Genomic DNA, 24,195 nt, shown 5'->3' on the forward strand with positions numbered 1-24,195 from the left:
CTAGCGCCACGCCACGGTAAAGACGACGGTGGCTGCGACCACACCGACGATCATTGCCAGTGCGTAATGGGTCACGACGCCGGTCTGAAGTCGCCGCAGAGTTTGGCCGCCGCGCAGGATCGAGCGGGCGACGCCATTCACGACAGCGTCGACGCCGACAAGATCGATCCGCAGTCCCGCCCGGGCCGCCCAGTGCAGAAAAGGCAGCGCCGCGGTCTCCGACATATTGCTCACCACCTGCTCGTAGCGTGCCAGCGGCCTTTCGGCGAGCCACATGAAGGCGCGCGCGCCCTTGCGATAGAACCAGTCGGTGTCGAGACTGATCGTGTTTTCGGGGTCGAGGGCCCTGAGGAACAGCACGAAACCCAAGGCGGTAAACATCAGCACGCCGAGGCTCTCGGTGACGTGGGAGCCGGTATAGGGTTCGAAGTCGACCGGATAGGGCAGAAGCGCATAGAGCGGCTGCGGAAATACCCCGATCGCAATGCAGAGCACCGCCGCCATCGCCATTGCAACCAGCATGTTGAGTGGCGGCTCCCGCGCCTCCAGCTTCCGGTCCGTGCCAAAAAACATGTAATAGGGAAGCTTAAGCCCGGTGTGCAGGAACGTTCCGGACGACGCCATCGTCAGCGCCAGCACCACCAGCGCCCGATGATCATCTCCGGCAGCGGCAATCACCATCGACTTGGTGACGAAGCCCGAGAAAAATGGAAAAGCCGAGATCGCGAAAGCGCCGACCATGTAGAGTGCAACGGTTACCGGCATGGTCTTGTGCAGCCCCCCGAGTTCGGTGAGCTTGCGCCGGCCGGTGACGTAGATCACGGCGCCTGCCCCCATAAACAGGAGGGCCTTGTAGAGGATGTGCGCGAAAGCGTGGCTTGTGGCCCCATTGACAGCCATCTCGGTCCCGATACCGATGCCCGCCACCATGTAACCCACCTGGCTGACGATGTGATAGGCCAAGAGCCGCCTGCAGTCGTTTTCCAGCACCGCATAGATGACACCATAAAGCGCCATCACGGTGCCAAGCCAGACAAGCAGCTCGGTCCCCGGAAACGCCCGCGCCAGCACATAGACGGCGGTCTTTGTGGTAAAGGCGCTCATGAACACTGCCCCCGTCACGGTCGCCTCCGGATACGCGTCGGTCAGCCAGGCGTTGAGCGGCGGCACGGCTGCATTGAGCAGGAACCCGGCCAGGATCAGGTAAGTGCCGGGGCCCATTTCACCGATCGGTCCGAAGAGTAGCGATCCTGTTGAATGCCCATGGAGGATGATGCCGCCGAGCAGGACGACGCCGCCGGTGATATGGACCATGAGGTAGCGGAACCCGGCGCCGATCGCTTGCCGACCGCCCTCGGCAAAGACCAGATAGACAGAGGCAAAGGCCATGATTTCCCAGAACAAATAAAGGGTCAGGTAATCACCGGCAAACACCACGCCGAGCGAGCTACCGATGTAAACGAAGGCAGCGACATGCTGGCCGGGGCGGGGCACGTGCAATGCGTACACCGTGCCGATCAGTGACATGATGGTGAAAACGGTGGCGAAGACGATGCTGAGCTTGTCGACCTTGGCAATCAGGATCGCCTGCCCGAGGAACTGCGCCGCCCCATAGCTGCCCGGCTGCATCATAACCACCGCAAGAACCGCGAGCACCGTGACCAGTACCAGATAGATCGTGCGGATCGCTCCCGTCAGGAATGGGATCGGCAGGGCACCAACAATGAACAGCAGGGCGGGATGGACGAAGTCAATCATAATAGTCCTCGCGCTCCATGAGTCCGCCCTGATGGCCGAGGAACTTGGAAACGAAGATCAAGAGAACGCAGGACACGAAGCCATAGATCGCCGACCAGCCCGGCAGGCGGTCCCACAGGTATTCGGCGTGTTCGCGGGGGACCAGGAAGTCGGCGATGACGATCAGAGCGAGCACCAGATAAAACAGCCGGCGCCGCAGATTGGCATATTCCTCATCACCAAAGAAATCGACAACGCGCTTGATCATCTGACAACTCTTTGCGCCAGGGTAAGGAAATAGTCGGGGAAGATACCCATCGATACCGACAGGACGGCGGTTGCCACCAGCGGGATCGTCAAAAGCGGAATTTCGCGAACCGTTGCCGGGCTCTCCTCAGCTTCGGTCCTGAAGAAGGCGAGATAGGTCACCGGCAGGAAATAGGCCGCGTTGAGAACAGAGCTCACGAGGAGCACGACGAGGAAGACAACGTCTCCTGCCTGCATCGAGCCGAGCGTCAGATACCACTTGCTGACGAAACCCGCTGTCGGCGGCACCCCGATCATGCTGAGCGAGCCGACGAAGAACGCCCCCATCGTCCAGGGCAATCTGCGGCCGATCCCGGCCATGTCGCTGATGTTTCGCTTGCCGGACGCGCAATAGATCGACCCGGCGCAGAAAAACAGGGTGATCTTGGAAAAGGCATGGGCCGCGATATGGATGATCCCCCCGACCATCGCCAACGGCGAAAGCAAAACCGCACCCAGCACGATATAGGAGAGCTGGCTGACCGTCGAATAGGCAAGCCTCGCCTTCAGGTCGTCGCGTGTGAGCGCGTAGACGGAGGCCATCAGGATCGTGAATGAGACCAGATAGGCCGTGGCAATGCCCAGATGCTGGCTGCCCATCAGCCCCGTGCCGAAAACATGGAACACCACGCGGAGCACGCAAAAGACGCCCATCTTGACCACGGCAACGGCATGCAGGAGCGCGCTGACCGGTGTCGGGGCCACCATGGCGGCAGGCAGCCAGGCGTGCATCGGCATGACTGCGGCTTTGGCGAAGCCGAAGAGATAGCAGAAATAGACCACGGTCATAAGCGCTGCGGAGGCATTGACCCCCGCCAACAGCCCACCAGGCACAAAGTCGAGCGACCCCGCAAGGGAGTAGGTCAGCGCCAAAGCGGCAAGAAGTGCGCTTTTCGAGGCGCCCATCAAATAGACGAGGTATTTGCGGCTGCCCGTCCATGCTCCTTCGTCCTCGTGGTGATAAACGAGCGGATAGGTAACGAGGCTGAGCACCTCGTAGAAGATCACCAGCGTGAACAGATTGGCGGCAAAGGCGCCTCCGGCGGCGGCCGCAAGACTGCTGGCAAAACAGGCGAAGAATCGCGTCTGCGCGTGCTCCTTCAGGTGCCGCATGTAGCCGATGGAATAGATTGCTGCCACGATCCACAACAGCGATGAGACGGTGGCAAATACCATACCGAGTGCATCGACCCGGAACGCGAAGTCAATACCCGGCAGGATCTCGAACAGGTGCAAATCGATTGTCCCGCCAGAGAGCACGATGGGCGCCATCGAGGCGACGATCGCGAACATGCCCAGCGCGGCGATCGGTGAGACGAGATCGCGCAGTTTCTCGCGGTTGTTCAAAAGGAGAATCGCAAGGGCCGCCAGACCTGGGATGGCGACGGCAAGCAGCGGCCGGATCGATATCACCGGGTCCAAACCGCTATCCTTTCATCATCGTCACGTCGTCGACCTTGAGAGTGGATTTGTTCCTCACAAAGGCGACCAAGATGCCAAGGGCGACGGCAACCTCCGCCGCGGTGATTGCGATGACGAAGATCGCGAAGATCTGCCCGCGGAAATCGCCGTACTGGCGCCCGAAAGCGATGAAGTTGATGTTGACCGAGTTGAGCAGCAGCTCCAGCGACATCAGCACGACCAGAATATTGCGCCTGAGCAGTACGCCCGCCGCCCCGATCACGAAGAGGACCACCCCGAGCACGATGTACCAGGAGAGCGGAGCCATCATCCCTGTTCCTTCCGCGCCAGCACGATGGCGCCGACCAAGGCGGCCAATAGGACGACGGAGGCTGCTTCAAACGGCAGCAGGTAATCGGCAAAAAGCGTTGTGCTGAGCTGCCTGATTTCGTCACCGCCGCCAACGGCTGCGGGCTCCACAACCGAGAAGCGCCTGCTCCAGAGCACCAGCGCGAACATCTCGACCCCAAGCAGGACGAGCAGCACCAGAGCGGGCAGGTTGCCGCCCGGCAAGAAGCGCTGCAACACCGCTTCGCGCACGTCGATCATCATGATCACGAACAGGAAGAGCACCATAATCGCGCCGACATAGACGAAGATCTGGATGACGGCGGGCAACGGGGCGTCGAGCAAGACGAAGATTGCCGAGATCTGCAGGAAACAAGCCATCAACGCCAATGCACTGTGAACGGGATTGCGCGCCACGACCACCGTCAGGGCTGCAATCACGGACACCGTCGCGAACAGAAGAAAGAACCCCTGACCCATCGACGCGCCCCTCCCACGCAAACTGTCACCCAGCGCGAAACGGCCGGATATGAAATAGTTGCGCACTTCAGGTGCATTAATAAATTGTGCCCTAGTCTTAGATTTTTCACAAGATTATTGTCATTAATTGAAAAAAAGCCGGCCAATCCGGATGTGGCCAATGCGACGCGTGAGACTGCCGGCAGAGTGAACCTGCGGGACTCCCTTACGGCTGTTGCCTGTCGGAGTGATGCTTGGCCTGCGCCCCTGTCGCGGCATCGCTGCAAGCATTGGGATTGGCTGCGAACAAAGTGAACCAATCGCTTGGAGTCGAATCAAGAAAATTGAGCGCTATTGAATTGCAACCTGAAATATGAGTGGCTGGTATTACTTTGAACGGGCCTAATTATTTTGCTCATATTATAATTATTAACCATCTTTCATTATCTGTTTGTTCACGAGTGCTTTCTTCACGCAAAGCGGGAAATGAGCTCAACGGCGCTCGCCCGGCGTCCCCGGATAACGCTCATTGTCGCCATCGCGCAAATTCGTTTCTTGCGCGACTATTTGCGCTTGGAGGACTGCAAATGAGTTTCCGATTTGGCATCGGCCCCCGCCTTTACGCAGCTTTTGGTTTCCTGCTGCTGCTCATGATTGGCTTGACGCTCTTTTCCGTTTCAAGGATGAACTATGTCGACCACGATCTCGTTGAGATCAACGAGGTCAACAGCGTCAAGCAGCGCTTCGCCATCAATTTCCGGGGTAGCGTTCATGATCGGGCAATTGCCATTCGCGATGTCGTTTTGCGCGATGAGCCAGCCGCTCGTCAGACCGCCATCGATCTCATTGCAAGGCTTGCTGCCACTTATGCCGAAAACGAGCAGAAGTTGAATGCGATGATCTCTGCTCCAGGTGCTGCCAGCGAGACCGAGAAGGCGATTATTGCGGAAATCGCCGACGTTCAGTCCAGAACCAATCCCGTTGTCGCAGATATCATCGCGCGCCAGATGGCAAACGATCCAGTGCAGGCCAAGAAGATGCTGATCGAACAGGCAACGCCTCTCTTCGTCAACTGGCTCAAGGCGATCAACAAGTTCATCGACTACCAGGAAAACCTGAACAAGTCGGTCGGCAGTGGCGTCAGCGGTGTCGTCGCCGGCTTCCAGACGCTGGCTCTGGGCTCGTTGGCAGGTGCAGTCCTAATGGCTATCGCCGCTGCGTTCCTCGCGACCCGCTCGATCACGTTGCCGATGGCCAAGCTGCAGGTCGCCTTGCAGCGGATAGCAGAGGGCAACAACGAAAGCACCATCGATATCGAGGCCCGCGGCGACGAGGTCGGCGATTTGGCAAAGGCCGTCGGCGCCGTTCGCGAGGCCGTGACTTCGCAGGCCGAAGCGCGCGCTGCGGCCGATGCACGCCGGACTGCTGATGAAAACGCGCGGCTTGAAGCAATTGCGATGGAACGCGAAGCGCTTGCAGCGCAGACGAATGATGCCGTTCACCGGCTCGGCCATGCGCTTGAGGAAATGGCTGCCGGCAATCTTGATGTCCGTCTCGACAAGCCGTTTGCAGTCTCTCTCGATACGCTGCGCGTAAACTTCAACAGCTCCGTCGAGAAGCTTCAATCTGCGTTGAAGGCGATTGGCGATAACGGGTTGTCGATCGATGCGGGTGCCCGCGAGATCAGTGAAGCGTCCAACGACCTGGCAAAGCGTACTGAACAGCAGGCGGCATCGATCGAACAGACCGCAGCAGCACTCGACGAAATTTCGACGACGGTTAACGACGCAACCCGTCGCGCGGAGCAGGCTGGCAAGCTTGTTGAACGAACACGCACCAATGCTGAGCGATCCGGCGAAGTCGTGAGGCGTGCGGTCGCCGCGATGAGCCAGATCGAAGGTTCCTCCAACGAGATCAACAATATCATCACCGTCATCGATGACATCGCATTCCAGACCAACCTGCTGGCGCTGAATGCCGGGGTCGAGGCCGCACGTGCCGGAGAGGCGGGCAAAGGCTTTGCAGTCGTCGCTCAGGAAGTACGTGAACTTGCTCAACGCTCCGCCAATGCCGCCAAGGAGATCAAGCAACTGATCAGCAATTCCGGCGATCAAGTGCGTTCCGGCGTGACGCTTGTCGGCGAGACCGGCACGGCGCTGACAGAGATCGTCAGCGAAGTGCAGGAAATCAACCGTCACGTAAACTCGATCGTCGAGGCCGCGAAGGAGCAGTCCACGGCCCTGAAAGAAATCAATGCCGCGGTGAATTCGCTTGATCAATCCACCCAGAAGAATGCAGCGATGGTCGAAGAGACGTCCGCAGCCAGCCACAAACTGGCTGACGAAGCGGGGTCGCTGACAAACCAGCTGTCCAAATTCCGCTTTCAGGGCTCTTCCAGGACGGCGCAATCTCACTATGCACCGGCAGCGCCGCAGCGAAACGCTCCAGCCGCAATGGCACGAAAGATCTCAACAGCGTTTGCCGGCGGTGCGGCCGCTGAAGATTGGCGGGAATTCTGAATAGGAGACACGATAAAAAGCGCCGCGACCGCCGATGTCGCGGCGCTTTTTCGTTCAGATCATCGTCATCGGCATTGCGCATGCGCCTGTCACCCTGCGGAGCGCAAGCGATCTTCCTTTTTTGGCGTTTCGTATGATAGCTCATGGGTGAACCGCCAGGTATCGATGTCGATCCCGAGTGTTGGTGCCACGGTGCGGGCGGGTTTTCCCGCGAAAGGAGACGCAGTTGGCTGACAACCGCACACCGATACTTCAATCCTTGCTCGTCATCGCGGCCTTCTCCGCGTCCGCATCGGCTGCGGCATCGTTAGACATCGAAAGTGATCGCTCCACGTCAATCAGGCACGGCCTGTTTGAAATCCGCGAAGCGGCCAGGTGTTTCATCTCGAACGAGAACGCCAAGGGCCTTCAGCAATGGGAAGTATTGGAGCCCAACCTGAAGACATTCGTTCCTCGCTGTGCGGTCCCACTCAAAGCACGGTGGACGCCGAAGAGCTTCGGTCTTTCGCGACACAGCGTGAAGGTAATATGCCCAACCGCGATTGCGAATATTGCGATGCGAAGCTGGGATGTGCACGTGCCTGTACGGCAGAAGCAAAACTTGGACTGAACCACCAGCTTTGGGTCCAGCCCGCCTTCCAAACTGTAGCAGGCTGATACGCAGGAGGAGAGGGACCGGCTTGACGCCGGGGAATAAGCACTCCATCCGCCGCCAACGGAATTTTCCGACTCACGGCATCGACGGCGAAACTGCATCGCGCGCTCAGACGCATTACTTTGCGTTATGCGTGCGTGATAATTAATGCCGTTGAAGAGGCTGGCCAGCAAGAGCAGTCTGCGCCAAGACAAGCATAAGGGGCTCTCATGCTAAACAAACTTCCTTCCTCCGTCTCCGCCCTTCTCGACGCTCGCACGAACGGACACTCGCTGCCCGCCGGCCTCTACACGCGGGAGGACGTCTTCGACGCCGACATCGATGTTTTCTTTCACAAACACTGGATCTGCATCGGTCTCGACTGCGATGTTCCGGAAACGGGCGACGCCACGGTCATCGACATCGGCAAGACAAGCCTCATCCTGCTGCGAGATGACGAGGGCGAAATTCGGGTGCTGCACAATGTCTGTCGTCACCGTGGTGCCCGTCTTTTGGATGAGGGAAAAACGATTGTTTCAAAGCTTGTCTGTCCCTATCACAGCTGGACCTACGAGCTTACCGGAGAGCTCAGTTACGCTCCCCATATGGGCAAGGACTTTGACAAGGATTGTCACGGACTGAAGCCCGTAACCTTCAAGTCGATCGGCGGTCTGATCTACGTTTGCCTTTCCGACAACCCACCCGAGGACATCGACGTGCTCGAACGCACGATGGCCGAACGCCTGGCTCCCTACGACATCCGCAATGCGAAGGTCGCCCATCAGAGCGATGTGATCGAGGATGGCAACTGGAAGCTGACGATGGAGAATAATCGTGAGTGCTACCACTGTTCGGCAAACCATCCCGAGCTCTGCGTATCCTTCATCGATCTCGACTTCGGTTTCGATCCGGAAACCTTGAGCGCGGAGGATCGCGAACAGGCGCAAGAACACTTCCGGCTGTATGACGAAAGGACCAGGGCATGGGAGGCCGAAGGCTTCCCATGCGCCTCCGTCGAGCAACTCCTTGACTGCGCCACGAACTTCCGTACGCAAAGACTGATCATCGCCGGCGCGGGCGAATCCCAGACCCATGACGCCACGGCGGCATCATCGAAGCTGCTCGGCCACATGACACGGAAGGACTTGGGCGACACCCATCTTTGGGGCCACAACTCCTGGAACCACTTCATGGGCGACCATGCCGTGGTCGCCATCGTTATCCCCTTGTCGGCGGGCAAGACCCTGGTGCGGACAAAGTGGCTGGTGCACAAGGATGCGGTCGAGGGCGTCGATTACGATCACCACAAGCTGACAGACGTCTGGATTGCAACAACCGACCAGGACGCTGACCTGGTGGCGCGCTCCCATGCCGGCGCGCTCGATCCTGCCTACCGGCCAGGCCCCTACTCGCAATTTTCGGAGACTAACCTCGACAAGTTTGCAACGTGGTATATCGATCGGATGCGCGCAAATGGATATTGATTTCGCACAAAAGCACGGTGGCTCAGCCTTGCCCGACACGTGGGATCCCGAGCACGACGACACCCTGGTGTGCCTGGACGTCCATCAGGAAACACATGACGTCAAGAGCTTCACCTTTGCGTCACCGCAAGGCAAGCGCTTCAGCTTCGATGGCGGGCAATACTTCCTCTTCGACTTCCCGATTGGCGATGACGCCGAGGCGCGCTGTTATAGCATCTCGTCCTCACCACACCGCTCCAATGCCTTCACCGTGACGGTGAAGCGCGTCGTGAACGGAAGAATATCGAACTGGCTTCACGACAACATGCGAAGCGGCATGACCCTGAAGGCTCAGGGGCCGCTCGGTCATTTTGTCTGTCGGCGCGTCGCTAACCCGAAGCTTCTGCTTCTTTCCGGCGGCTCCGGCATTACGCCGGTGATGTCCATTCTGCGCGGCCTGGCGGATCGCTGCGAGCCGGCCGATGTCGTCTTTCTCCATGCCGCTCGCTCGCCAGTCGATCTGATCTTTCGCAGCGAGCTGAACTGTCTTGCCACCCGCATGAAAGGCCTTCGCCTGCAGTTTCTGCCGGAGAGTGTCGATGGGGAGCCATCCTGGCCGGGGCTGACAGGGCGCATCTCGCCCGAATTCCTCAAGCTCGCCGTGCCCGACATTGCGGAGCGAACCGTGATGTGCTGCGGCCCGGCGCCGTTCATGGCTACCGCACGCTTAATCACAGCGCAGCTCGGAGTGCCGTCGAACGGCTATATCGAGGAAAGCTTCGATGCTGCCATCATCGACGAACCGGTGGTCATTGGTGAGGCCTCGACACCAAACAAGGTTTTTCAGGTCGAGTTCGCCAAGCAATCCCGAAAGATCGAGGTCGCCGACGACCGGACCGTTCTTGCCTGCGCAAGGAAGTCGGGAATACGCATCCCTTCGTCCTGCTCCAATGGCGTATGCGGCACATGCAAGTCGAAGCTGGTTTCCGGCGCCGTGGACATGAACCACAATGGCGGCATACGCCAACGAGAGATCGACCTTGGACTATTTCTGCCGTGCTGCTCCAAGCCTCTCAGCGACCTGGTGATTGATCGCTGATGCCGGAAACCCCGGCGCGAGCCGCGCATACCATTCTTCGACGACAATCAGGGATCGCCCATGCTGCTCAGAGACAGCGTCTCCGACCAAGGCCCCTCGGTGTTGAAGGACGAACGCAAGCAGGCAGCCGATCGGCCGCTGATCAGTCCAATTCCTCTCCAGACTCTCGATAGCGCCCGGCGGTATCGGCTGAACCGTCTTCGATCGAAAATGATCGAAAGGGATCGTTCGGCGCTGCTGTTGTACGATCCGGCCAACATCCGCTATGCGTTCGATTCATCGAACATGAGCATCTGGACGATGCACAACCCCTCGCGATATGCGCTCATTTTGGCTGACGGCCCCGCCATCATGTTTGAATTCGAGGGATCGCAGCACGTCAACGACGCGCTTTCCGGCATCAATGAGGCCCGGACGTCAAAATCCTTCCTGTTCTTCACCTCAGGTAATCTGGTCGAGCACAGGATGAGGGACTAGGCCGACGAAATCGCGGACATCGTGAAGTCCCATGGGCGCAACAACAGACTAGCCGTCGACAGGTTGGAGCCGGCGCCGGCATTGGAGCTTCAAAAGCGCGGTTTGGAACTGCTGGATGGCCAGGAGCTGGCCGAACGAGCCCGCTCGATCAAGAGCCCCGAAGAAATCGACCTCATGCGCTGGACGATCCGGGTGTGCGAAGCCGGGATGGCCCGCATGTACGAGGTCTCCGAGCCGGGACGAACGGAGCGCGAGATCTGGGCGGAGCTTCATTTTGAAAACGCCCGCAGTGCTGGCGAATGGCTTGAGACGAAGCTCCTGACGGCTGGCCGACGAACCAATCCCTGGTATCAGGAGTGCTCCGACTATGTTCATAAAGCGCGGCGAGATGATCTCCTTCGATACCGACATGATCGGACCATACGGATTATTGCGCCGATCTGTCGCGTTCATGGACTTGCGGCCATGTGGCAATGAATGACAAACAAAAGGAGCTCTATTTTGCGGCGCTGGACCAGATCGAGCACAACCTGTCGATCATTCGTCCCGGCACGCCGTTCGTTGAATTCAACGAAAAGAGCTGGCGCATTCCTGCAAAATATCTGCCTCATCGCTATACTCTGGCGGTGCATGGGACAGGGATGGCAGACGAATGGCCCGGCATCCTGCTCCACCCCGATTTCGATGAGAACTTTAGCGGCGTCATCGAAGAGAACATGGTTCTGAACGTCGAAAGTCTGATTGCGGAGGAAGGGTCAGAGAGCATCAAGTTGGAAACACAGGTCCTTGTCACATCTAAAGGAGCGGAGCGCCTGGACTCTTTCCCTTGGGAAGACATGTGACAGGATACCTGGACGCGGGGAAACACCCCATTGTGCTTCTTTGTGCCCTGGGCGAGAGCGCCGGCGAAAGGAGAAGGCGGATGACGGGCTTCACTATCTCCTCTGCACGATTGTCAAGGTGTGGCTGCTATCGATACCGGCTGGAGCGACAGTGGGACCCGTTACGGCAAACTGTCGCGTTCCTGATGCTCAATCCATCCACAGCGGACGCCTCCAGCACCGATCCAACGTTGCGTCGATGTATCGCCTTTGCAAGGTCGTGGGGGTTTGGTGGTCTCGTCGTTGGGAATCTCTTTGCCCTTCGATCGTCCAATCCAGGACGGCTCTATGAAGAAGCGGACCCGGTTGGGCCGGAAAACGATCGATACTTATGGGAGATGTCCGAAAGCTGCGACCGGATCGTGTGCGGTTGGGGAAGACATGGTGCCTATCTTGGCCGAGCTTCTGACGTTTGTGGTATGCTCGCGAGTTCAAAGCTTTACGCGCTCAAATTCACCGCAGGTGGGCACCCCTCCCACCCACTCTATATCTCGGGCACAGCCGAGCCGAAGAAATTCCAACGTTGAACCTCCTATTGCCGGCCGCGCCCAAGTCGGAAGGCCGAGACACCGCCGCTCGGCATTCGCTGGTTTAATGGTGTGGCTAGAGAGACTGTTGCAGCTCGGGCAGGACATCGAAGAGATCGGCGACGAGACCGTAGTCGGCGACCTGGAAGATCGGCGCCTCCTCGTCCTTGTTGATGGCGACGATGACCTTGCTGTCCTTCATGCCGGCGAGATGCTGGATCGCACCGGAGATGCCGCAGGCGATATAGAGATCAGGGGCGACGACCTTGCCGGTCTGGCCGACCTGCCAGTCGTTCGGGGCATAACCGGCATCGACGGCGGCACGGCTGGCACCGACGGCAGCACCGAGCTTGTCGGCCACCGGCAGGATGACCTCCCTGAACTTCTCCGCCGAGCCAAGCGCCCGGCCACCGGAGATGATGATCTTCGCCGAGGTCAGTTCCGGGCGGTCGGAGGCCGACAATGCATCCTTGACGAAGGTCGACAGGTCAGGATTGGCCGCGGCGGCAATGGTTTCGACCGGGGCCGAACCGCCTTCGGCCGCGGCGGCAAACGAGGCGGTGCGCACGGTGATGACCCGTCTGGCGTCGGTCGTCTGTACCGTCTGGATGGCGTTGCCGGCATAGATCGGCCGCTTGAAGGTGTCGGAAGAAACAACTTCTGTTATTTCCGAGACCTGCGCGACATCGAGGAGAGCTGCGACACGCGGCATGACGTTCTTGCCGGTCGAGGTGGCGGCGGCGATGATCGTGTCGTAGTTTGCGGACAGCTGGACGATCAGCGCGGCCAGCGGCTCGGCGAGATTGTGGGCGAGGCTTGCATCCTCGGCAACCAGCACCCTGGACACGCCCGACAGCCTGGCGGCCTGATCGGCCGCAGCCCTGGCGCCGGCGCCGGTGACAAGCACGGTGACGTCGCCGCCGATCTTGGCGGCCGCCGTCAGCGTCTTGGCGGTCTGGTCGGAAAGGTGGCTGCCGTCGTGATCAGCCAGAAGCAGAATGGCCATGGATATATCTCCCTGTCTTAAACCCTAGAGGACGCCGGCTTCGACTTTGAGCTTCTCGATGAGCTCGGCGACCGACTTGACCTTGACGCCGGCCTTGCGGCCGGACGGCTCCTCGGTCTTCAGGACCTTCAGGCGCGGCGCGGTGGAGACGGAAAAATCGGCCGGGCTCTTCTTGTCGAGCGGCTTCTTCTTCGCCTTCATGATGTTCGGCAGCGAGGCATAGCGCGGCTCGTTGAGGCGCAGGTCCGAGGTCACCACCGCCGGCAGCTTGATCTCGATCGTCTGCAGGCCGCCATCGACTTCGCGCGTCACCTGCGCCTTGCCATCCCCGATCTCGATCTTCGAGGCGAAGGTCGCCTGGGCGAGCCCAAGCAGTGCCGCGAGCATCTGGCCGGTCTGGTTCGAATCGTCGTCGATCGCCTGCTTGCCGACGATAACAAGACCCGGCTGTTCGGCGTCGACGACGCCCTTCAGGATCTTGGCGACAGTGAGCGGCTCGACGGCGTCATCGGTCTCGACGAGGATGGCGCGGTCAGCGCCCATGGCGAGCGCGGTCCTCAGCGTCTCTTCAGCCTTGGCCGGACCGATCGAGACGACGATCACCTCCTCGGCCTTGCCGGCTTCCTTCAGCCTGAGCGCCTCCTCGACCGAGATCTCGTCGAACGGGTTCATCGACATCTTGACGTTCGCAAGCTCGACGCCGGTGCCATCGCCCTTCACGCGGATCTTCACGTTGTAGTCAACCACCCGCTTCACGGGGACGAGAATTTTCATGACTGTACCTGTTCGTTAGAGTTCGGGTTTGAGCCATCGCTTCGCCTGGGCAGGAGCACCCAGAACGCAAACAGCGGCTGATCCGTCGACCGCATGGCATGTCTTATCCCCGGGGGGTTATAGAACGATCCGCCGATACCGGGTGAGAACCAGGCAGAATCTCCGTGTTGGAACTCTCCCGCAGTCATCACCAGATAAACCTCCTCAGGGGCGTGGTCGTGATCCGGATATCGCATGTTTGGCGCCATCAGCGTGGCACCAAACCAGACATCATCGCGCTCTTCCAGGCCTCCGGGCCCGATGATCATCGCGTTCGCGTGCCCATCCTCAAAGTTTCCGCTTGCGGTACCGGACGTGTCCTGCCGGCGGCGCCACGTCAGAAGCGGCTCGATGGACTGAAACCGAGAATGAAGGTCGCGCAGCAGCTGCGAACCCGCACCAAGGCAAATCATCGGCAAGAACTGGCATGCTGGTAAACGGCTTCCTTTCCCCGGGCGTTGTTTGCCTGACAACTGGAGGGCCGAAAAGACCTGACTGAGTGATCGCCGGGCTTGCGGATCATGGGCATGCTTGTCGAATGCCACATGTGCGGCGTCGACAAGAAGCTGCAGCTGATCACCACGTTCCGCCAATGGCAAACCTCCGTTCGTTTAAGGTGCGTTTCAGCGTCGACTAGAGGTCCTTTGCGATGCGCAGGCCGTCGTATATGGCGGCATGGGTGTTGCGCGCCGCGACGGCATCGCCGATCCGGAAGAGCTGGAACTTCCCTTCCGTGTTACGCACGATCGACTGCGGTTCACCTGCAAGGAGTTGGTCGTAGGAGGTCTCGCCGAGATTACTGGAAAGTGGCTTTAGGTCGAAATAGAGCTCGTCGAGCGGGATCGTGCCGTGGTTGACGACAATCTGGTCGACGACACGCTGTTTCGACACCCCGCCGTAATCGCTTCCGACCCTGGCAACGATCTCGTTTCCGCTCCTTTCGGCGGCCTCAAGGCGGAAGGTGACTGTGAAGGTCACATCCAGTTTCTGCAGAGATCGCATGTAGGGGACAAGGTTCATGGCCATCACCTCCGGCGCGAAGGAGCGATCGGGCGTCATGATCTCGACCTTTGCGCCCGCCTTGGCAAGGAACTCGGCGGCCTGCAGTCCCGCATGGTCTCCGGCATCGTCGAAGACGAGGACATTCGAACCCGGCTTCACGTCGCCGGAAATGATATCCCAGGACGAGACGACAAGATCGTTGCCCTTGGTCAGAACCTCTGTGTGAGGAAGGCCTCCCGTCGCGATGATGACGACGTCAGGCCCGGCCGCGGTGATCGTGTCAGCCTCGGCCCAACGATTGAAATGGAAGGTCACACCGTGCTTCTCGCACTGGGCCATGCGCCAGTCGATGATGCTGATCATTTCCCGACGGCGTTCGCTCCGGGCGGTCAGGCGGATCTGTCCGCCCGGATTGTTCGCTGCTTCGAAGACGATGACCTCGTGGCCGCGCTCGGCAGCGACGCGGGCTGCTTCGAGGCCCGCCGGGCCGGCGCCAACGACGACGACCTTCTTGCGTGTCAAAGCCTTGGGAATGACATGAGGCATGGTCTGTTCGCGGCCGGTGGCGGCGTTGTGAATGCAGAACGCCATGCCACCCTGGTAGATACGATCAAGACAGTAGTTGGCGCCGACGCAGGGGCGGATGTCGTCCTCGCGCTTCTCGATGATCTTCCGGACGATGTGAGGATCCGTCATATGCGCGCGCGTCATGCCAACCATATCGACCTTGCCCGCCGCGATCGCGTGACGGGCGGTAGCGACATCCGGAATCTTCGCGGCATGGAACGTCGGGAAATTCGTTGCAGCGCGGATCTCGCCAGCAAAATCGAGGTGGGGCGAGTTGGCCATGCCTTGGATCGGGATGACGTCGGTCAGGCCAGGATCCGTGTCGATATGCCCACGGATGACGTTCAGGTAGTCGACGAGACCGCTGTCGCGCAACCGCTTCGAAATTTCGATCCCTTCGGCCTTGCCCGTGCCGCCTGGAAGGCATTCGTCGGCGGTGTAGCGGATGCCGAGGATGAAATCGTCGCCGACCCTTTCGCGCATCGCCCTGAACACGTCCAGACAGAAGCGCATGCGGTTTTCGAGCGGTCCGCCATATGGACCGTCGAGCTCATTGGTCAGCGGAGAGACAAACTGGTCGATCAGGTGTCCATAGGCTTCCAGTTCCACGCCGTCCATGCCGCCGGCCTTCATGCGCTCGGCTGCGTCGGCAAAATCCTTGATGATGCGCTCGATATCCCAGTCTTCGATCTTTTTCGGAAACGCTCGGTGCGACGCTTCGCGATGATGGGATGGTGCCAAGACCGGGAGCCAATCGCCTTTGTCCCAGCGCGTACGCCGACCGAGATGGGTGAGCTGGATCATGATCGCCGCACCCTGCTCATGGACCGCATCGGTCATCTGCCGGATCCACGGGACAATCTCGTCCTTGTAGGCGAGCAGGTTGTTGAAGACGGGCGGGCTGTCCTTGGAGACTGCGGCCGAACCCGCCGTCATCGTCATGGCAACACCGCCTTTGGCCCGTTCGACCGTGTAGGCCCGGTAGCGTTCCTTGGGCATGCCGTCTTCAGGATAGGCTGGCTCATGGGATGTCACGATGATGCGGTTGCGGAGCGTCAGATGCTTGAGTTGGTACGGCTGCAGCAGGGGATCGTTCGACATCGGTCGTGCTCCGAATTAGGAATTGCTTCGGACGCTAGGCGTAATGTACATATGTGTCAATCAAGAAAACACTGTAGTCGAAGTTCATTGACAGTAATGTACATTCTGATTGCGTCGACCTTAACGATCTGCTAGGAGTTGGCTATGGACCAAAGTTTAAGCGACAGCGGCTGGCGTGGATCGCAGGAGGGATGGCTGGAAGCGGCCTATGACTCGCTGCTGGAGTCTGGGGTCGATTCCGTGAAGATCCTGCCTCTGGCGAAGAAGCTCAATCTCTCTCGCACAAGCTTCTACTGGTTCTTCAAGGATAGAGAGGAACTGCTGGCTGGACTAGTGTCGCGTTGGCGCGAGAAGAATACCGGTAGCATCGTCAAACAGTCGGAAGCCTATGCCGAGACCCTGGCCGAGGCGATGCTGAACGTGTTCGACTGCTGGCTCGATTTCAGGCTTTTTGACAGCAAGTTCGAATTTGCCGTCAGAAGTTGGGCGCTCCAGTCAGACGAGATTCTCGCAGAGGTCCGCGATGCCGATCGGACCCGAATGGAGGCGCTCACGCGCATGTTCATGCGCTTCGGCCACGCCGAGAACACGGCCGACGTTCGCGCACGAACGACTTACCTCGTACAGATCGGCTACATCTCCATGCAAGCCAAGGAAGATGTGGCCCTCCGCATGAAGAGAATTCCGGAATATATCGCGATCTACACCGGCGGGAGGCCACAGCAGCGAGAGCTCGATCGCTTTTACGCACGACACGGATACAAGCCCGGTTAGGAGGAAAGGACGATGAGCGTCTCGCTGAGGGTCGGAGTGGTTGGCGCAGCCGGATGGCTCGGAGGCGCAATTGCCAACTCCATCCTCGATGCAGGTATCGTCCGGTCAGAAAATCTCTCGCTTTCCTATCGAAGCGCGAAACCGGAACGCTTTCCCGGCGCCTTTTGGACGCGAGATAACCAGGAACTGGCGGCCAGGTCAGATGTCGTGATCATGTCGGTCCGACCGCAGGACTGGGACGTCGTCTCGATCGACGCGAAGCAGAAGCTGATCATCTCGGTGATGGCGGGCATTCGTATTTCCGCGCTGCGGCAAAGACACAAGACCGAACGGATCGTGCGAGCGCTTCCCAATGCGGCGGCGGAAGTCTTGATGTCTTACACCCCTTGGATCGCATCGAAAGCTGTCGAGGAATGCGATCGAAATATCGTCAGAGCCATCTTTGGCGCCTGCGGAATCCAGGACGAGGTCAAGAGCGAACGGGACATCGACTATCTAACCGGCTTTTCGGGCACTGGGCCCGCCTTTCATCCATGCTGGCATCGGCCATGATGGAGCATGCGGTTGGCCACGGACTTTCCGTCGACACGGCGCGTCGCGCAGTGATCGCGCTGCTGATGGGAACGGGTCGGCTTCTGGAAAAACGCCAGGAATGTCCGAACGACATCGTGCGTGCCTTTGTGGACTACCGCGGGGTGACGGCGGCGGCAATCGAAGAAATGCGTGCCGCAGGCTTCAACGACGCCGTCTCCAGGGGATTGTCCGTCGCGTTCAAGAAATCAGAGAGCATGGGAGATTCCCCATGATGATCGCAGGGTGGGACTACGCGGCATCCCGCTCTCAAGACAATGTGCCGCAATAATAAAGGGAACGGGAATGAAAAAACTATTGGCATCCACCTGCATGGTGTTCGGGCTGCTGGGAGTGGCCTCATATGCGAACGCCGCCGACTGCGGCTCCCTGACGATCGCCAGCATGAACTGGCAGAGCGCCGAGGTTCTTTCGAATCTCGATAAGATCATCTTGAACGAGGGATATGGCTGCCAGGCGGAAATCACCGTCGGTGATACCGTTCCGACGATCACCTCGATGGCCGAGAAAGGCGAACCCGACATCGCCCCGGAAGCCTGGGTCGATCTCCTTCCCGATGTCGTGAAGAAGGGCACCGAGGAAGGGCGTATCGTCAAGGTTGGCTCGCCCCTGCCCGATGGCGGCGTCCAAGGCTGGTGGATCCCCAAATATCTCGCCGACGCCCATCCTGATGTGAAGACCATTCCGGACATGCTCAAGCATCCGGAACTGTTCCCCGACCCGGAGGATTCGTCCAAGGGGGCAATTTTCAACGGACCGCAAGGCTGGGGCGGCACGATCGTCACCTCTCAGCTCTATAAAGCCTTCGATGCAGAAAAGGCGGGCTTCAAGCTTGTCGACACGGGCTCCGCGGCCGGTCTCGATGGCTCGATTGCGAAGGCATACGAGCGCAAGCAGGGCTGGGTTGGCTACTACTGGGCTCCCACCGCTTTGCTTGGCAAGTATCAGATGGTGAAGCTCGAGGCTGGTGTTCCGGCCGACGCTGCTGAATGGAAACGCTGCAACACGGTGGCTGATTGCGCAGATCCCAAGCCGAACGCCTGGCCCGTCGACACGATTGCCACTCTTGTGGCGAAGCCATTTTCCGAAAAAGCCGGCCCGGATGTCATGTCCTATCTGCAGAAGCGCTCGTGGAGCAACGAGACTGTCAACAAGCTGATGGCGTGGATGACCGACAACCAGGCAAGCGGGGAGGATGGTGCAAAGCACTTCCTCAAGGAAAACAAGGACATCTGGACAAAGTGGGTGTCTGAAGACGCAGCAAAGAAAATCGAAGCCTCGCTTTGATAGTTGAATATGCGGCGCGTTCTGACGCGCCGCTACTTCTAAAGCCGGAAATAACCAAAAGACTTGCAACGGCTCTTTCAGAGAAAGGGGAACCGAATGGAATGGTTTTACAAATTTCCGCATATGAACGATGATAGGCTTCGCGATCTCAAGAAGGCGATCGATGACAGTTTTCGCGCGTTCACGCGGGCCTATGGCGACGCGATCGAAAGCTTTTTTTCTCCGTTGCAACACTTTCTGATCGCTGTCGACCGCTTCATGACCCAGACGCCGTGGCCGATCATAACGCTTATGATCCTCGTTGTTGCATGGCTAGCGAGCCGCAGCCTGAAGATCGTGCTCGGCTGTCTCGTGACGTTGTTGCTTATCGGCTATTTCGACATGTGGGAGGACACCATGCGGACCGTCTCGATGATCTTCGTCTGTACGGTCTTGTCCATTGCGGTCGGTTTACCGATCGGTATTCTGATGGCGCGCTCGGACCGGTTCCAGCGAATTGTCCATCCGATCCTCGACGTCATGCAGACGATGCCGAGTTTCGTCTATCTGATCCCCGTCGTCATGTTGCTCGGGATTGGCCGTGTTCCCGGTCTCATCGCCGTTGTGATCTATGCAATTCCGCCGATGATCCGACTGACCGACCTTGGCATTCGACTGGTGGACAAGGACGTCCTTGAGGCAGCCGATGCCTTCGGGGTGTCGAATTCCCAGAAACTTTTCAAGGTGCAAATGCCGCTCGCATTGCCAACAATCATGGCTGGGATCAACCAGACGATCATGATGGCGCTGGCGATGGTCGTGATAGCATCGATGATCGGTGTGCAGGGGCTTGGGCAACCCGTTCTGAAGGCGATTGCCAACCAGTACTTCACGCTGGGTATTTTCAACGGCCTTGCCATCGTTGGCATCGCCATCATCTTCGATCGGGTCAGCCAGGCATATGGCACGCGACTCCAGAAGCATCGGGAGATCGTCCATGGCTGATCATGATTTCGGCGGCATCAGGATCCGCCATCTCTTCAAGATCTTCGGTCCGAATGCCAGTTCCCATATCGAGGCGGTCCAGAACGGACTGACCAAGGCTGAATTGAACAGAAAGCACGCTCACGTGCTTGGACTGCGTGATATCAACATCGACATGCCGTCGGGCGCCATCCAGGTCATCATGGGCCTGTCCGGTTCGGGGAAGTCGACGCTCATTCGTCATATCAACCGGCTGATCGACCCAACGGCGGGAGAAGTGCTGGTCGACGGCATCGACGTCGTCAAGATGGACGAGACTGAGCTTCGCACTTTCCGTAGGCACCAGACGGCGATGGTGTTTCAGAAATTCGCGCTGCTTCCGCATCGCAACGTTCTCGACAACACGCTCTTCGGCCTTGAAGTCCAGGGCGTGGAGCGTTCGAAGGCCGTTGACGTTGCAATGCGGTGGCTGGAGCGCGTCGGCTTGAAGGGTTTTGAGGAAAAATACCCGAACCAGCTTTCGGGCGGCATGCAGCAGCGCGTCGGATTGGCGCGCGCACTCTCGAATGACGCTCCGGTCCTTTTGATGGATGAAGCCTATTCTGCGCTCGACCCCTTGATCCGCACCGATATGCAAACGGTGCTGCTCGACATTCAGAAGGAAATCAAAAAGACGATTGTCTTCATTACGCACGATCTCGACGAAGCACTTCGGCTGGGGGACCAGATCGCAATCCTTCGCGACGGCGAAGTCATTCAGCAGGGAACGAGTCAGGACATCGTCTTGCGGCCAGCCGACGAATACGTCGCGAACTTCGTCAAGGAGGTCAACAGGGGCCGCGTCGTGCAAGTGGAAGCAATCATGCAGCCTTGGCAGGAAGGCGCTATGCCAGGCCGGACGACAATCGTTACCGGCTCGACAGTCGAAGAGGCCGTTCGCAAGCTCGCGTCCGCGCCCGATGGCGACGTCACGGTCGTCTCTGCGTCCGGGCAGCCTGTCGGCGTCGTAACTTTCCGCCAGCTTGCCAGCGCCATGGTCAACAACCAGGACGCAGAGGATCATCGCCCGCGCCCGCTCGCGGCCGTTTTTTGACCCAGGGAGGGGGCTTTGATGCCCCCCGATCCCGACTACACTTCGCAGAAAGACGGACCGCCGCAGCCGTCGGGTAGCCACCTCGCGAATGACCTCTTCTGTTGTTTGCTGTCTGGCGGTTGATCCGATGCATACGCAAAGCAATCGCCGGTCACGGCCCTGGCGCACATACTCCTTGAAGTTCTAGAAGTCGCCGAACTCTCACCTTCGCACGAGTTGCGCCGAAGAATCCTAGACGTCGAAGCTCTATCCTCGGTCAAACTCCATGGACACCGGTTGCGCAACCGTATCGTCTTCGGTGCGCACACGGGCAACATGCCACAGAAGGTCTGCCTTGCGACCAGCATGTCGCCTGAGGGGAGATCGGTCACACCAGGATGATTGGGGTTGAGCCGACGCCCCCGCCGATCAGGCAATCGATCGGCGGTTCGCTTGGCTGCGCCGAGCATCTTGCTGCAGGCTTATCGACCCTATCCGCCTATGCCGCATCCTTATCTTGCTCAGGTCCCTCCAGTGTCCTGAACTGCAGTTCAGCAAGACGCTTGTAGAGTCCCCCGCTGCGCAGAAGCGAGGAATGGGTGCCCTGCTCGACGATCCGGCCTCCATCCATCACCAAAATTCGGTCTGCCTTGAGAACCGTTGCGAGCCGATGCGCGATGACGATCGTGGAGCGATTGTCCATGAGTTGCTCCAGCCCCTGCTGAACCAATTGCTCGTTCTGCGCGTCGAGCGACGCCGTAGCTTCGTCGAGAAGCAGGATCGGCGCATCTTTCAGAATGGCCCGGGCAATCGCGATCCTCTGCCTTTGGCCCCCGCAAAGAGTGAGGCCCCGCTCGCCGACCACCGTATCGTATCCGTTGGGCAATGCGTTGATGAAACCGTGCGCCTGAGCACTTTTGGCGGCGGCAATGACGTCCTCTCGTGTGGCGTCCGGGCGCCCGAATGCGATGTTGTCGAAGATCGAGGTGGCGAATATGGTGACATCCTGGGGAACGATGGATATTTGCTTTCGAAGATCGTGTGGAGAAATGGACCGCAGATCCCTTCCATCGATCGAAAGCTTGCCCGCATCGGCGTGGTAAAACCCGAGCAGCAGCGAAAAGACCGTGCTTTTGCCGGCCCCAGAAGGTCCGACCAACGCGATCGTTTCTCCCGGAGCGACACTTATCGACAGTCCGGCGAGAACCTCTTTTTCTGAGACGGTCGGATAGGAGAAATGCAGGTCGGAGATTTCGATCTCGCCTGTTATCGGACCCGAAAGCGGTGTGTACGAGTTCGGCTCCGGCACTTGTGTCTCTTCATTCAACAGATCGAACAACCTGCCGGCGGCGCCCGCGGCCTGCGCGAGTTCTCCCCACACCTCCGAGAGCGAGCCCAATGATCCTGCAGCGATAACCGAGTAGATCAGAAATTGGCTCAGGTTCCCCGCAGACAACGTGCCAACGAGGACGCTTTGGGCGCCCAACCAGAGCACGCCGACAACGCTGCTGAAGATCAGAGCGATGGCAACGCCCGTCAGGCACGCGCGGGCACGTGCCGCGATAACGGCTCTGTCATAGGACGTCTCGACGTCTCGCGCATATCTTTGCCGGGCCGCGTCCTCCGTATTGAAAGCCTGGACGGTTCGATTTGCCGCGATGATTTCGTTGGCATAAGCCGACGCGCTGGCAAGCGCATCCTGTGCCGCGCGCGACTTCTCTCGAACGGATCGTCCGAAGTAGATGAGTGGCGCGATTATGAGCGGAATGACGCCAATCGCGATCGTCGACAGGCGCGGGCTGGTGACGAACATCATGCCGAGCGCGCCGGCACACAGAATAGAGTTTCTCAGAGCTACGGACGCAGACAGGCTGACTGCCGCTTTGATCTGGGTGGCGTCTGCGGCAAGGCGCGAGGCTATCTCTCCCGAGTGATTGGAATCGAAGAACCAAGCTGGAAGGCCAACGATGTGGTCGAAAACCTTGGAGCGAAGATCGGTCACGACCCGCTCACCGAGCGTGGTCACAAAGTAGTAGCGTAGCGCGCTTGCTACGGCCAATGCGACGGCCAGAGCCATTACCATGAGGAAGTATCTGTCGATGAACGCCCCGTCGGCCTGCCCGAAACCGTTGTCGATCATGCGACGAACGGCCATCGGCAAAGAGAGCGAAATCAACGCGGCACAGGTGAGCGCCAGCGCGGCGCAGATCGTCAGCCCGCCATGGTGTCGCAAGAAGGGAGCAAGCCGCACGAGGCTAGCCGCGGCCTGCTTCCGTGAGGGCGGTGCCTCGTTGCGTTGACGAGGCTGGTCCTTGAGGCTGGCAGTCTGTCGGTCGTGCTGAGCTATCATCAACGCCTTGATCTCCGGATAATGTGATGGTGCCCTTGTCCACCCGACGGATTGCGGCGTCTTTGATCACGATCAATTATCGGAAAGCGTTTTCGAGGCCGGACGCCCTGGGCTCAATCGATTGCCGAAATGAAGCGAGCGATCCGGGTTTCGGCCACCGACGGAGAACATGGCACCCCGTCCCGCATCTGCGGCTCGTCAGCACTGCGCTTAACTCTTCGTAAGGAAATGAGCCCTATTTATGGGATATGTATCCGCGAGGGCGTACGGAAGAACCTCGCGTCAAGGACCGGAATTGGTAGAATCGTCGGCGTCTTCTGCAGCGCGTGTAGCCTCCCTGGTGGAGGCGCTGATCAGTGCCGGATGCGATATGTGGTCCGTCGGTACGGGCTACTTTATGGGAGAGCCGCGTGAGGAACCCGCGGCAACCCGTGCTCAGGAAATTCTGCGTGAATTTGGTCCGAGGGACCACTTGAAGACCGAAATCTCAAATCACCTGCGGGCAATCGGTCGCGACATCGCCCGCGACTTCGCCTTGGACCAGATCTAAGCCGACTAGGCCACCTGCCGCGCGAGCGCGCAGCGCGACCAGAGCGAATGCAGGGCGTCGACGAGATGCTCGATGTCGGCATCGCTGTGCAGCGGCGTCGGGGTGATGCGCAGCCGCTCGGTCTTCTTCGGCACGGTGGGATAGTTGATCGGCTGCACGTAGACACCGCAATTGTCGATGAGCAGATCGGAGATCCACTTGCACTTGGCGGCATCGCCGACCATGACCGGGACAATATGGCTCGGGTTCGGCATATGCGGAATGCCGC

21 protein-coding genes and 2 pseudogenes are annotated in these 24,195 nt (G+C 59.2%); 12 read left to right on the forward strand and 11 right to left on the reverse strand.

Annotated features, from left to right (window positions below; all coding sequences use genetic code 11):
- The 5 genes from ATY80_RS06575 to ATY80_RS06595 are packed head-to-tail and all read right to left on the reverse strand — an operon-like array spanning window position 1 to window position 4,272.
- Entirely contained in the window at window positions 1-1,758 is a 1,758-nt protein-coding gene (locus tag ATY80_RS06575) for a Na(+)/H(+) antiporter subunit D (RefSeq protein ID WP_088691671.1), read from the reverse strand.
- A complete protein-coding gene (locus ATY80_RS06580) occupies window positions 1,751-2,005 on the reverse strand; it encodes a hypothetical protein (protein WP_088691672.1) in 255 nt (84 codons plus the stop codon). Before ATY80_RS06580 ends, ATY80_RS06575 begins: the two co-directional genes overlap by 8 nt.
- Entirely contained in the window at window positions 2,002-3,465 is a 1,464-nt protein-coding gene (locus tag ATY80_RS06585; RefSeq protein WP_088691673.1) for a monovalent cation/H+ antiporter subunit D family protein, read from the reverse strand. Before ATY80_RS06585 ends, ATY80_RS06580 begins: the two co-directional genes overlap by 4 nt.
- A gap of 4 nt (window positions 3,466-3,469) precedes the next feature.
- The gene (gene nuoK / locus ATY80_RS06590; protein ID WP_088691674.1) at window positions 3,470-3,772 is read right to left on the reverse strand and encodes an NADH-quinone oxidoreductase subunit NuoK; all 303 of its coding nucleotides are present in this window, start codon (window positions 3,770-3,772) and stop codon (window positions 3,470-3,472) included.
- Window positions 3,772-4,272, reverse strand: coding sequence for an NADH-quinone oxidoreductase subunit J (locus ATY80_RS06595; RefSeq protein WP_088691675.1), 501 nt, complete (start codon window positions 4,270-4,272; stop codon window positions 3,772-3,774). Before ATY80_RS06595 ends, nuoK begins: the two co-directional genes overlap by 1 nt.
- A gap of 566 nt (window positions 4,273-4,838) precedes the next feature.
- On the opposite strand from ATY80_RS06595, the gene ATY80_RS06600 reads away from it, so the two are divergent.
- The 6 genes and pseudogenes from ATY80_RS06600 (at window position 4,839) to ATY80_RS06625 (ending at window position 11,851) form a co-directional block, all read left to right on the forward strand.
- Window positions 4,839-6,770, forward strand: a complete 1,932-nt coding sequence (locus tag ATY80_RS06600) for a methyl-accepting chemotaxis protein (protein ID WP_088691676.1) — start codon at window positions 4,839-4,841, stop codon at window positions 6,768-6,770.
- A gap of 226 nt (window positions 6,771-6,996) precedes the next feature.
- The gene (locus ATY80_RS06605) at window positions 6,997-7,380 is read left to right on the forward strand and encodes a hypothetical protein (RefSeq protein WP_348626626.1); all 384 of its coding nucleotides are present in this window, start codon (window positions 6,997-6,999) and stop codon (window positions 7,378-7,380) included.
- A gap of 254 nt (window positions 7,381-7,634) precedes the next feature.
- Complete coding sequence (locus ATY80_RS06610; protein WP_088691677.1) at window positions 7,635-8,888, forward strand: aromatic ring-hydroxylating dioxygenase subunit alpha; 1,254 nt, start codon at window positions 7,635-7,637, stop codon at window positions 8,886-8,888.
- Window positions 8,878-9,966: an FAD-binding oxidoreductase gene (locus tag ATY80_RS06615; protein WP_088691678.1), complete on the forward strand. Its 1,089-nt coding sequence runs from the start codon at window positions 8,878-8,880 to the stop codon at window positions 9,964-9,966. The genes ATY80_RS06610 and ATY80_RS06615 overlap by 11 nt, the downstream gene beginning before the upstream one ends.
- Window positions 9,967-10,026: 60 nt before the next feature.
- Window positions 10,027-11,285: pseudogene (locus ATY80_RS06620) on the forward strand (Xaa-Pro peptidase family protein).
- A gap of 80 nt (window positions 11,286-11,365) precedes the next feature.
- Entirely contained in the window at window positions 11,366-11,851 is a 486-nt protein-coding gene (locus tag ATY80_RS06625) for a DUF1643 domain-containing protein (RefSeq protein ID WP_088691709.1), read from the forward strand.
- Between the two features lie 76 nt (window positions 11,852-11,927).
- Here ATY80_RS06625 and ATY80_RS06630 read toward each other — a convergent pair whose 3' ends face one another.
- From ATY80_RS06630 to ATY80_RS06645, 4 genes are read right to left on the reverse strand one after another with little or no spacing between them, the layout of a single operon-like run.
- Window positions 11,928-12,857, reverse strand: coding sequence for an electron transfer flavoprotein subunit alpha/FixB family protein (locus tag ATY80_RS06630; protein ID WP_088691679.1), 930 nt, complete (start codon window positions 12,855-12,857; stop codon window positions 11,928-11,930).
- A gap of 24 nt (window positions 12,858-12,881) precedes the next feature.
- Entirely contained in the window at window positions 12,882-13,631 is a 750-nt protein-coding gene (locus ATY80_RS06635) for an electron transfer flavoprotein subunit beta/FixA family protein (RefSeq protein WP_088691680.1), read from the reverse strand.
- On the reverse strand, window positions 13,628-14,263 hold the full coding sequence (locus tag ATY80_RS06640) for a dimethylsulfonioproprionate lyase family protein (RefSeq protein WP_088691681.1): 636 nt from the start codon (window positions 14,261-14,263) through the stop codon (window positions 13,628-13,630). Before ATY80_RS06640 ends, ATY80_RS06635 begins: the two co-directional genes overlap by 4 nt.
- A 40-nt stretch (window positions 14,264-14,303) precedes the next feature.
- A complete protein-coding gene (locus ATY80_RS06645) occupies window positions 14,304-16,340 on the reverse strand; it encodes an NADH:flavin oxidoreductase (protein WP_088691682.1) in 2,037 nt (678 codons plus the stop codon).
- Window positions 16,341-16,484: 144 nt separating this feature from the next.
- On the opposite strand from ATY80_RS06645, the gene ATY80_RS06650 reads away from it, so the two are divergent.
- The 5 genes and pseudogenes from ATY80_RS06650 (at window position 16,485) to ATY80_RS06670 (ending at window position 21,048) form a co-directional block, all read left to right on the forward strand.
- Window positions 16,485-17,114 (forward strand): TetR/AcrR family transcriptional regulator, encoded by a 630-nt coding sequence (locus tag ATY80_RS06650; RefSeq protein WP_088691683.1) that lies wholly within the window; start codon window positions 16,485-16,487, stop codon window positions 17,112-17,114.
- A 12-nt stretch (window positions 17,115-17,126) separates the two neighbouring features.
- A pseudogene (locus tag ATY80_RS06655) lies at window positions 17,127-17,920 on the forward strand (pyrroline-5-carboxylate reductase dimerization domain-containing protein).
- Between the two features lie 70 nt (window positions 17,921-17,990).
- The gene (locus tag ATY80_RS06660) at window positions 17,991-18,992 is read left to right on the forward strand and encodes an ABC transporter substrate-binding protein (RefSeq protein WP_088691684.1); all 1,002 of its coding nucleotides are present in this window, start codon (window positions 17,991-17,993) and stop codon (window positions 18,990-18,992) included.
- 96 nt (window positions 18,993-19,088) lie between these two features.
- The gene (locus ATY80_RS06665) at window positions 19,089-19,976 is read left to right on the forward strand and encodes a proline/glycine betaine ABC transporter permease (RefSeq protein WP_088691685.1); all 888 of its coding nucleotides are present in this window, start codon (window positions 19,089-19,091) and stop codon (window positions 19,974-19,976) included.
- Entirely contained in the window at window positions 19,969-21,048 is a 1,080-nt protein-coding gene (locus ATY80_RS06670; protein WP_088691686.1) for a glycine betaine/L-proline ABC transporter ATP-binding protein, read from the forward strand. Before ATY80_RS06665 ends, ATY80_RS06670 begins: the two co-directional genes overlap by 8 nt.
- A 478-nt stretch (window positions 21,049-21,526) precedes the next feature.
- On the opposite strand, the gene ATY80_RS06675 is transcribed toward ATY80_RS06670, so the two are convergent.
- Entirely contained in the window at window positions 21,527-23,377 is a 1,851-nt protein-coding gene (locus tag ATY80_RS06675) for an ABC transporter transmembrane domain-containing protein (RefSeq protein ID WP_088691687.1), read from the reverse strand.
- Window positions 23,378-23,672: 295 nt separating this feature from the next.
- Between ATY80_RS06675 and ATY80_RS06680 the strand changes: the two genes are divergently transcribed.
- Window positions 23,673-23,927, forward strand: coding sequence for a hypothetical protein (locus tag ATY80_RS06680; protein WP_141105539.1), 255 nt, complete (start codon window positions 23,673-23,675; stop codon window positions 23,925-23,927).
- 5 nt (window positions 23,928-23,932) lie between these two features.
- Here the strand turns inward: ATY80_RS06680 and ATY80_RS06685 are convergent.
- The coding region (locus ATY80_RS06685; protein ID WP_141105540.1) for an aminotransferase class I/II-fold pyridoxal phosphate-dependent enzyme at window positions 23,933-24,195 on the reverse strand (263 nt) is incomplete at its 5' end.

Origin of the sequence: Rhizobium sp. R711 (assembly GCF_002211365.1) — a bacterium.
In the GTDB taxonomy this organism is placed as follows: Bacteria; Pseudomonadota; Alphaproteobacteria; order Rhizobiales; family Rhizobiaceae; genus Rhizobium.